This is a genomic window from Cyanobium sp. BA20m-14 (assembly GCF_024346295.1).
In genome coordinates this window covers 1-9,135 of the sequence record NZ_JAGQCR010000122.1, presented here as the reverse complement: position 1 = coordinate 9,135, position 9,135 = coordinate 1, and the positions used below count along the sequence as shown (strand labels likewise).

The 9,135-nt window shown below is 63.9% G+C and carries 5 protein-coding genes and 1 pseudogene; 2 read left to right on the top strand and 4 right to left on the bottom strand.

Features of this window, described 5'->3' with window-relative positions; translation table 11 throughout:
• The 4 genes and pseudogenes from KBZ07_RS11760 to KBZ07_RS11745 all read right to left on the bottom strand — a co-directional run.
• A pseudogene (locus KBZ07_RS11760) lies at positions 1-276 on the bottom strand (DNA polymerase III subunit beta); the annotation flags it as partial.
• 412 nt (positions 277-688) lie between these two features.
• A complete protein-coding gene (gene thrC / locus KBZ07_RS11755) occupies positions 689-1,747 on the bottom strand; it encodes a threonine synthase (protein WP_254931790.1) in 1,059 nt (352 codons plus the stop codon).
• A gap of 86 nt (positions 1,748-1,833) precedes the next feature.
• Positions 1,834-2,418: an alpha/beta hydrolase gene (locus KBZ07_RS11750; protein ID WP_254931788.1), complete on the bottom strand. Its 585-nt coding sequence runs from the start codon at positions 2,416-2,418 to the stop codon at positions 1,834-1,836.
• A gap of 72 nt (positions 2,419-2,490) precedes the next feature.
• Entirely contained in the window at positions 2,491-4,434 is a 1,944-nt protein-coding gene (locus KBZ07_RS11745; RefSeq protein ID WP_254931787.1) for an AarF/ABC1/UbiB kinase family protein, read from the bottom strand.
• Positions 4,435-4,526: 92 nt separating this feature from the next.
• Between KBZ07_RS11745 and recN the strand changes: the two genes are divergently transcribed.
• Together recN and uvrA are read left to right on the top strand one after the other, a co-directional pair.
• Complete coding sequence (gene recN / locus KBZ07_RS11740) at positions 4,527-6,212, top strand: DNA repair protein RecN (RefSeq protein ID WP_254931789.1); 1,686 nt, start codon at positions 4,527-4,529, stop codon at positions 6,210-6,212.
• Positions 6,213-6,283: 71 nt separating this feature from the next.
• Positions 6,284-9,135: excinuclease ABC subunit UvrA (gene uvrA / locus KBZ07_RS11735; protein WP_254931786.1), on the top strand; the 2,852-nt coding region annotated here is incomplete at its 3' end.

Below are 9,135 nucleotides of genomic sequence, written 5' to 3'. Positions count from 1 at the left end.
GTGGAGGGTGATCGGGTTGTCACTGGAGAGCCGTGAGACAATTTCCCCAAACAACTTGGACGGCAGGGTGATGGCGCCGCTGATTTCCACGCTGGCGGAGAAGCTGGTCTGAATGCCGAGGCTGAGATCAAAACCAGTGAGGCTCAGGCGGCCGGTGCCCGCATCGGCGGTGAGCAGCACGTTGGCGAGCACCGGGTGGGTCGGGCGACTCGCCACGGCCCTGCTCACCAGCTGGAGACTGGAGCTGAGTTCGGATTGGGAACAGACCAGCTTCATGGCGTATGGACTGGATTGCCTGGGTACCAGCGGTAGGCAGCCCCCACGCTTCCACAGCCCGGCTGATTCCGCAACGCCGGTGATCCGTATCCAACAGTCCTTCCCAACTGACTTTTTGATTAAGGGATTAAAGGATTTTTAGAAGAAATAAAAACAGCCGTAGTAGGGGCTGGGGGAACGGTGGAAAACCCACCAGATCCCAGTTCCTGGAGGCCATTACCGGCCCATTTGGCTGGGGCATTTTTAACCTGTGCTGGGGATGGCCAAGCCTTTTACCCAGTTTCCCGCCATTGGGGAAAAATGCTTTACCGGGAGGTTGGCGAAATCGGATCACCATCCCCGCCTTTTCCATGCCTTTCCCCCAGGCATGAATTAGCCACTTTGATAATTGGTTGGGGCCAGGGGAGCGTTTTTAAAAGCCCATCACCTCTGCAACCTTGGCCGTATCCGCCGCCAGGCCGGTGTGAAAGCGGGCATCGTTGTGTTCGATGGCAGTGGTTGGGTCCTTTAGGCCGTTACCGGTCAGCACGCACACCACCGTTGCGCCCGGGGGCACTTCCTCTCGACGCTTCAACAACCCAGCTACCGAGGCAGCACTGGCGGGTTCACAGAACACCCCTTCACCCGAGCCGAGCAGCTTGTAGGCGTCAATGATTTCGGCATCGGTTACGGCCATGAAATCGCCCCCACTCTCGGCTTTTACGTTGAGAGCCTTGTCCCGGTTTACCGGGTTGCCGATGCGGATCGCTGTGGCGATCGTGTCTGGTTGGTCCACCGAATGGCCCAGCACCAGGGGGGCAGAGCCGGCGGCCTGAAATCCCATCATCCGCGGCAATTTCCTGCTGCGGCCAGCTGCCTTGTATTCGTTGAATCCCATCCAGTAGGCACTGATGTTGCCAGCATTGCCAACGGGGATGCAGAGCCAATCTGGCGCTTCTCCTAGGGCTTCTATAACTTCAAAGGCTGCTGTCTTTTGGCCCTGCAGACGGTATGGATTGACCGAATTGACCAGGGTGATTGGATACTTACTGGCCATGTCCTGCACAATCGCAAGCGCCCGATCAAAGTTGCCCTGGATGGCGATTACCTCGGCGCCATAGAGTAGGGCTTGGGCCAGTTTTCCCTGGGCTACGTAGCCATCTGGGATCAGCACAAAGGCTCGCATGCCGCCGCGGCGGGCATAGGCGGCGGCGGCGGCCGAGGTGTTGCCGGTGCTGGCGCAGATCACCGCTTCTGAGCCCTCCTCCTTGGCCTTGGAGATCGCCATCGTCATGCCCCGGTCCTTGAAGGAGCCGGTGGGATTGAGACCGTCGTATTTCAGGAATACCTTCACCTTTCTGCCGATGCGTTCTGAGATCAGGGGAGCGGGGATCAGGGGAGTGGCTCCCTCGCGCAGGGTGATCACCGGCGTCTTGTCGCTGACCGGCAACCAACGGCGATAGGCCTCAATCAGGCCCGGCCAGTCCTGCATGGTGGGACAGCCAGCATATTGCCCCTGGCTCAGACGTTTCAGGGAACGGAGCAGGGACACGGTTTAAGGCAGTTGCTAGGCCGAATCTACGGTGCGCCTTTAGGGGTCTCGCCGCGCAGGCCATCGAGGGGGGATTCGGAGAAGAAGCGCACCAGGTCGGTGATTGAGCTGGCCTTGCGGATCAGGTTCATCAGGGCAGGGATGCTCACCTCCATTTCCCGAACCGGGTAGGCCCGGAAAAAGGAAATGGCGGAGATCGAACCATTGCCCTCCACCACACCCATGACCAGGCCGGAGCGAAGGGCAACGACGCCAGCTTGAGATGCGTTGAGGGGAAAAACAATCTGGGCAAGTCGCTCGAGGATGGCCTCACCGATGCGGGTGTTCAGCAGCCTGCTCACCAGGGTTACGGGCAGCTTCACCGACTGGTTGAGCAGCTGGGCAACGGTTTTGGGATTTTGGTTGCTGAATCTCAGCACATCGGCAAGCAGGCCCTGGGCCTGGCCGGTGGCGGCCAGTTTCTCCAGATCGGCCACGGGGATCGAGCGTCGAAACGCCCCGCTGACGAAGACGAGATTCTCAGCGGCAGCGGCGGCGGGTGGCGACCAGATCCGCATGCCCCCCAGCAGGCTCATGCCCATCACGGCGGCTGCTGCCGCACGGCCCAGCATCCGAGTTCTATGCATGTGCAACCTTTTAGATGGGTTTAGTTGGGGCCAAACCTAGATCGGCCGTTTGGGGATTCAGGCGGAGACGAGCACATCGCGCACCAGGCGCACCACACTGCGTTCAGCCAGGCCACGGGCAAGTTGAACGCCCATCTGGCGCAATTGGGGTTCGCCCAGAAGTCTTGGCAGGCGCCGCATCAGCATCTGGGGCTCGAATCCCGGCAATGCCTGGAGAATTCCCGTCAATTGCCGCACCGGTTCAATGTCCAGCAGCGGCTCGTCGGCGTCGCTCAGCCGGTGCTTGCGCAGGCCAGGGGGCTGGAGCCTCTCCGGTAACCGTTTGCCGATCCGCAAGGTGGTGTGCCAGGCCATGGCGTCCATGCGGAAAACCACCGCTTCTACCAGTTGCTGGCGCAGCAGCCCCCCATTGGCTGAAAACAGGAAGGTCAGCACCTGGTCCAGCAGCCCCTCAAGATCCAGCTGGCTGCCCTGGGAGGCGCTGGCAATCAGGTTGTCCAGCCGCTGCCAGCGGAAGATGTCGCCGTCGAAGAGCATTTCCTTGAGGCTCTGACGCAGGCTGGGATCGGGATCCTCCATCAGTCGCCGGGCGAAATAGGGATAGGCGGCGCCAAGAATCTTGAATTCGGAATCCACGCTCAGGGCGATCCCCTCCAGGGTTACCAGGGAGCGGATGATCAGGGCGTAGTAGGGCGGCACCCGGAAAGGGAAGCGATACATAACCCCGGAGAGGTCGTCGGTAACGGCCTTGAAATCCATGCGGCTGACGCCCTGCTCGATCGCCTGGCCAAAGACCTTCTCGAAGGCCGGCACGATCGGCTCGAGATTGACGTCTTCGGCAAGAAAGCCCAGGCTGACGAAATCCTTACTGAGCTTGCCGAAGTTGCGATTGACCAGGTGCACCACCGCCTGGATCAGGCCCGTGCGCGATTCGCGACTTACCTCGCTCATCATGCCGAAGTCGAGGTAGGCCAGGCGGCCGTCAGAGAGTGCCAGCAGGTTGCCCGGGTGGGGGTCGGCGTGAAAAAAGCCGTGCTCCAGCAATTGCTGCAAGCTGCAGTTAACACCGATATTCACCATTTCGTCGGGGTCAACGCCGATGCCACGCACGGCTTCGAGGTTGGTGAGTTTCACCCCCTCGATCCACTCCATGGTGAGCACCCGGCGGCTGGTGGCCTGGTGATAGATGCGGGGGACGGCGATGCGGGGGTTGTGGGCGTGCAGGGCTGCGAAACGTTCGGCGTTGGCCGCCTCATTGCAGTAGTCCATCTCCTCGAACACCCGCTTGCCCAGCTCATCGATCAGGGCCACCAGGTCGCTGCGGATCAGGCCCACGTTCTGGTTCAGCCAGGCGGCGATGTTGCGCACGATGTAGAGATCGAGCGTGATCTGTTCGCGCAGCCCCGGTCGTTGCACCTTGACCGCAACCACCTGACCGCCCTTGAGCACCCCTTTGTGCACCTGGCCGAGGGAGGCGGCGGAGATCGGTTCGGCATCGAGCTGTTCATAGATCTCCAGCACCGGGGCACCGAGGTCATCCTCGATGCAGGCCATGGCCAGGGCTGAATCGAAACCTGGAAGTTGGTCCTGCAGTTGGGCCAGCTCCTCCAGCAACAGCGGCGGCACGATGTCCGGCCGGGTGGAGAGGGCCTGCCCGGCCTTGATGAAGGCGGGGCCCAGGGAGGCGATCAGATCGGCTGCTTCTTTGGCCCGGGCCCGGGCCCGATCGGGGCCCTTCAGCAGGCCGGTGAACCAGTCAAACCACACCCCCAGCAGATACAGGCCGATCGGCACCAGGGTCTGCCAGAGGCGCCGGATCAGCCTCTGGGGGTGGCCGGCGTAGATCCGGGTGATGGCGGCCGGGTCGTAGCTGAGCAGGCCAGCCGCTTCGATGAAGTCGCTCAGCTCGGTTTTGTCGCTTCGAGCGGGAGACTCTTTTTCGCCTTGAGTTGGGGCCTCAGGCGTGATTTCCGGAGCTGGCTCAGGAGGGGCGCTCACCATGCCACGGGGCCGTTTAAGAATTTCCCCCCTTCTAAACGAAAGACCCAGCCGCTACGGTCAGGGCGATCACCATCCGCTTGTCGGACGGGCCTGTGCTGACTGGACTGCGTCTCGAGAACATCGCCCTGATCGAGGGGCTCGAGCTCAGTTTCTCCGCTGGTTTTACGGTGCTCACCGGAGAAACCGGGGCGGGCAAGTCGATCCTGCTCGATGCCCTCGATGCCCTGCTGGGCGGTGCCCAGGGCAGTGCGGGGGCCCGCTTGCTGCGCCGGGGTGCCGAGCGCGGCGTGATTGAGGCCAGCTTCAGCCTCACCCCTCCAGTTCTGAACTGGTTAGGGCAGCAGCAACTGGAGCCGGAAGATGAATTGCTGCTGACGCGGGAGTGGCGGCTCACGGAGGAGCGACTGACCAGCCGCCATCGTCTCAACGGTGTGGCGGTGAGTCGGGCTCAGATTCAGGAGCTGAGGCCCCTGTTGCTGGATCTCACCGTGCAGGGCCAAACCCAGCAACTGGGCCGACCTGGCCAGCAGCGGCGCTGGTTGGACCGCTTCGGTGGGGATTCCTTCCAGGCCCTGTTGGAGCCGGTGGCCACCGCCTGGAGCCAGTGGAAACGGGCGGCGGCGGAACTGGATCAGGCGCGCGCTGACCTTGACCAGATTGAGCAGCAGCGGGCCCTGCAGGAACAGGTACTGGCAGACCTGGAGGCCGCCCAGCTCGAGGACCCCCAGGAGCGCCAGCAGCTGCTGGCGGAGGAAAATCGCCTCGCCCATGGCGTGCGGCTGCAGGAAGGGGTGATGGCCCTGCTGGGTCGCTTGGTGGAGGGGGCGGAGCAGGCGCCCTCCGTGCTCGACCATCTCGCAGTCTGCGAGCAGGAGCTGCTCCAGATGGAGGGGCTCGACGGCGGGGTCGCCCCCCTGCGCAACCTCTGCAGTGATTCCCTTTTTGGCCTCCAGGAGCTGGCCCGCAACCTGGATGGCTATGGCGCTGCCCTCGACAGCGATCCCGAAAGCCTGGGGGCCCTACAGGAGCGGATGGCCCAGCTCAAGGCCCTCGAGCGCCGCCATGGCGAGGGGCTGGAGGCCCTGATCGCCCTGCGCGATCGCCTGCGGGAGCAACTGGCCCCGGGGGGCGGTGCGGCTTCCCTGGCGGCCCTGGAATTGGCCGAGCATGGGGCCCGCCAGCAAAGGGATCGGGCCAATGCTGCCCTCAGCGCGGCCCGCCTTCAGGCCGCTGGGGAGCTCGAGCGGCAGCTGATGGAGGCCCTGCGGCCGATGGGCTTGGCCAATGTGCGCTTTGCGGTGGCTATCAATCCGGCGCCGGCGGCTGAGGAGGGGGCCGATGGGGTGCAGTTTCAGTTTTCCGCCAACCCGGGAGTGCCCCTGGCTCCCCTGGCTGAGGTGGCTTCCGGCGGCGAGATGTCCCGTTTTCTGCTGGCCCTGAAAACCTGTCTGGCTGCAGCTGATCAGCACGTCACCCTGCTGTTTGACGAGATCGATACGGGAGTGAGTGGCAGGGTGAGTGGTGCCATGGCCACTTTGTTGGCCCGTCTGGCCCAGCGTCGCCAGGTGTTCTGCGTCACCCACCAGCCCCTGGTGGCCGCGGCGGCCGACCACCACTTCCGTGTTGCCAAGCAGGTGGAGGAAGGCATCACCCATACCCGGGTGTCCCACCTGCGGGACATCCGAGCCCGCCAGCTGGAACTCGCCGAGCTGGCGGGTGGGGATTCCGGTGAAGCCCGCAGCTATGCCGCCAGCCTGCTGGAGAAGTGTTCGGCATAGCCCTGCTAAGGGTGCCCCCACCCACGGGCCGGTGAGCAATCCGTAGAGTGGCTAGCTGTCGAGCCGTCTGGATGCCCCGCGCCAAGAGCTCTGCTGCCTCCAGCAGAACCCTCGCCCAGACAGTTCACGAAAAGGCCCTGGATCCGAGCCGGGTGCTCAGCGGTGGGGCCTTGGAGGATGTGATCCGGGTGCGTGGTGCCCGCCAGCACAACCTCAAGAACGTTGACCTGACGATCCCGCGCAACCGGCTGGTGGTGTTCACCGGGGTGAGCGGCAGTGGCAAAAGCTCCCTGGCCTTCGACACGATTTTCGCCGAGGGCCAACGCCGCTACGTCGAGAGTCTCTCGGCCTATGCGCGCCAGTTCCTGGGCCAGGTGGACAAGCCCGATGTGGATGCGATCGAGGGGCTCTCGCCGGCGATTTCGATCGACCAGAAATCCACCAGCCACAACCCCCGTTCCACCGTTGGCACGGTGACGGAGATCCAGGACTACCTGCGCCTGCTGTTCGGCCGGGCCGGCGAACCCCACTGCCCCCAGTGCGACCGCTCGATTAGGCCCCAAACCATCGACGAGATGGTGGATCAGATCCTGGCCCTGCCCGAGGGCACCCGCTACCAGCTACTGGCTCCGGTGGTGCGGGGCAAGAAGGGCAGCCACGTGAAGCTGCTGGGGGGTCTGGTTGCTGAGGGCTTTGCCCGAGTTCGCATCAACGGTGAGGTGCGCGAGCTCGCCGACAACATCGAGCTCGACAAGAACCACGCCCACAACATCGAGGTGGTGGTGGACCGGCTGGTGGCCAGGGAAGGGGTGCAGGAGCGGCTGACCGATTCCCTGCGCACGGCCCTCAAGCGCGGCGATGGCCTGGCCCTGGTGGAGGTGGTGCCGAAGGCGGGGGAGGAGCTGCCCGAGGGGGTGGAGCAGGAACGGCTCTACTCAGAGAACTTCGCCTGCCCCGTGCACGGCGCCGTGATGGAGGAGCTCTCACCGCGGCTGTTCTCCTTCAACAGCCCCTACGGTGCCTGCCCCGACTGCCACGGCATCGGCCACCTGCGCAAGTTCACCGCCGAGCGGGTGGTGCCCGATCCCAGCCTGCCGGTTTATGCAGCCATTGCCCCCTGGGCCGACAAGGACAACTCCTATTACTTCTCCCTGCTCTATTCAGTGGGTGAGGCGTTCAAATTTGAGATCAAAACGCCCTGGAACCAGCTCAGCGACGAGCAGCGAGATGTGCTGCTCAATGGCAGCCGGGAGCCGATCCTGATCCAGGCCGATAGCCGCTATCGCAAGAGCGCCGGCTTTGAGCGGCCCTTCGAGGGGATCCTGCCGATCCTGGAGCGCCAGCTGGCCGATGCCAGCGGTGAATCGGTGCGCCAGAAGTTGGAGAAGTTCCTGGAGCTGGTTCCATGCGCCACCTGTCATGGGTTGCGGCTGCGGCCGGAAGCCCTGGCGGTGCGGGTGGGCCCCTACGCCATCCACGAACTCACTTCCGTGAGCGTGGGCGAAACCCTGCGGCGGATTGAATCGTTGATGGGGGTGGGCGAAAGCGAAGGGGCCGAGCCCCTGCTGTCGCCGCGCCAGATCCAGATCGGCGACCTGGTGCTGCGGGAGATCCGGCTGCGGCTCAAATTCCTGCTGGATGTGGGCCTCGATTACCTCAGCCTGGATCGGCCGGCCATGACCCTCAGTGGCGGCGAGGCCCAGCGCATCCGGCTGGCCACCCAGATCGGTGCCGGCCTGACCGGCGTGCTCTACGTGCTGGATGAGCCGAGCATCGGCCTGCACCAGCGCGACAACGACCGCCTGCTCAACACCCTGCTGAAGTTGCGGGATCTGGGCAACACCTTGATCGTGGTGGAGCACGACGAAGACACCATTCGCGCCGCAGACCACCTGGTGGACATCGGTCCGGGGGCTGGCGTGCACGGCGGCCACATCGTGGCCGAGGGCAGCCTGGCCAACCTGCTGGCGGCCGAAGACTCCCTCACCGGCGCCTACCTCAGCGGTCGCCGCTCCATTCCCACCCCGGCCGAGCGCCGCACCAGCGGCAGCCGCAGGATCAGCCTGGTGAACTGCGAGCGCAACAACCTCGCGGGCTTCAATGTGGAGATCCCCCTGGGCCGGCTGGTGTGCGTCACCGGCGTGAGCGGTAGCGGCAAGAGCACCCTGGTGAACGAGCTTCTGCATCCGGCGCTGGAGCACCAGCTGGGTATGAAGGTGCCCTTCCCGGCCGGCCTGGGGGAGTTGCGCGGCATCAAGGCGATCGACAAGGTGATCGTGATCGACCAATCGCCGATCGGGCGTACCCCCCGCTCCAACCCTGCCACCTACACCGGAGCCTTTGATCCGATTCGCCAGGTGTTTGCGGCCACGGTGGAGGCCAAGGCCCGGGGTTATCAGGTGGGCCAGTTCAGTTTCAACGTCAAGGGCGGTCGCTGTGAGGCGTGCGGCGGCCAGGGCGTCAATGTGATCGAGATGAACTTCCTGCCAGATGTCTATGTTCAGTGCGATGTTTGTAAGGGGGCCCGCTATAACCGCGAAACCCTCCAGGTGACCTACAGGGGCCACACCATCGCCGATGTGCTTGAGATGACGGTGGAGCAGGCCGCCGATGTGTTTTCAGCTATCCCCCAGGCGGCCGATCGGCTGCGCACCCTGGTGGATGTGGGCCTGGGCTACGTGAAGCTGGGCCAGCCGGCGCCCACCCTCTCCGGCGGTGAGGCCCAGCGGGTGAAGCTGGCCACCGAACTCTCCAAGCGGGCCACCGGCAAGACCCTCTACCTGATCGACGAGCCCACCACCGGCCTGAGCTTTTTTGATGTGCACAAGCTGATGGATGTGATGCAGCGCCTAGTAGACAAGGGCAACTCGATCCTGGTGATTGAGCACAACCTCGATGTGATCCGCTGTGCTGACTGGATCGT

Coding starts and splice junctions, on each gene's coding strand:
- thrC (WP_254931790.1), bottom strand. CDS start 1,747: ATGCAGGACTGGCCGGGCCTGATTGAGGCCTATCGCCGTTGGTTGCCG.
- KBZ07_RS11750 (WP_254931788.1), bottom strand. CDS start 2,418: ATGCTGGGCCGTGCGGCAGCAGCCGCCGTGATGGGCATGAGCCTGCTG.
- KBZ07_RS11745 (WP_254931787.1), bottom strand. CDS start 4,434: ATGGTGAGCGCCCCTCCTGAGCCAGCTCCGGAAATCACGCCTGAGGCC.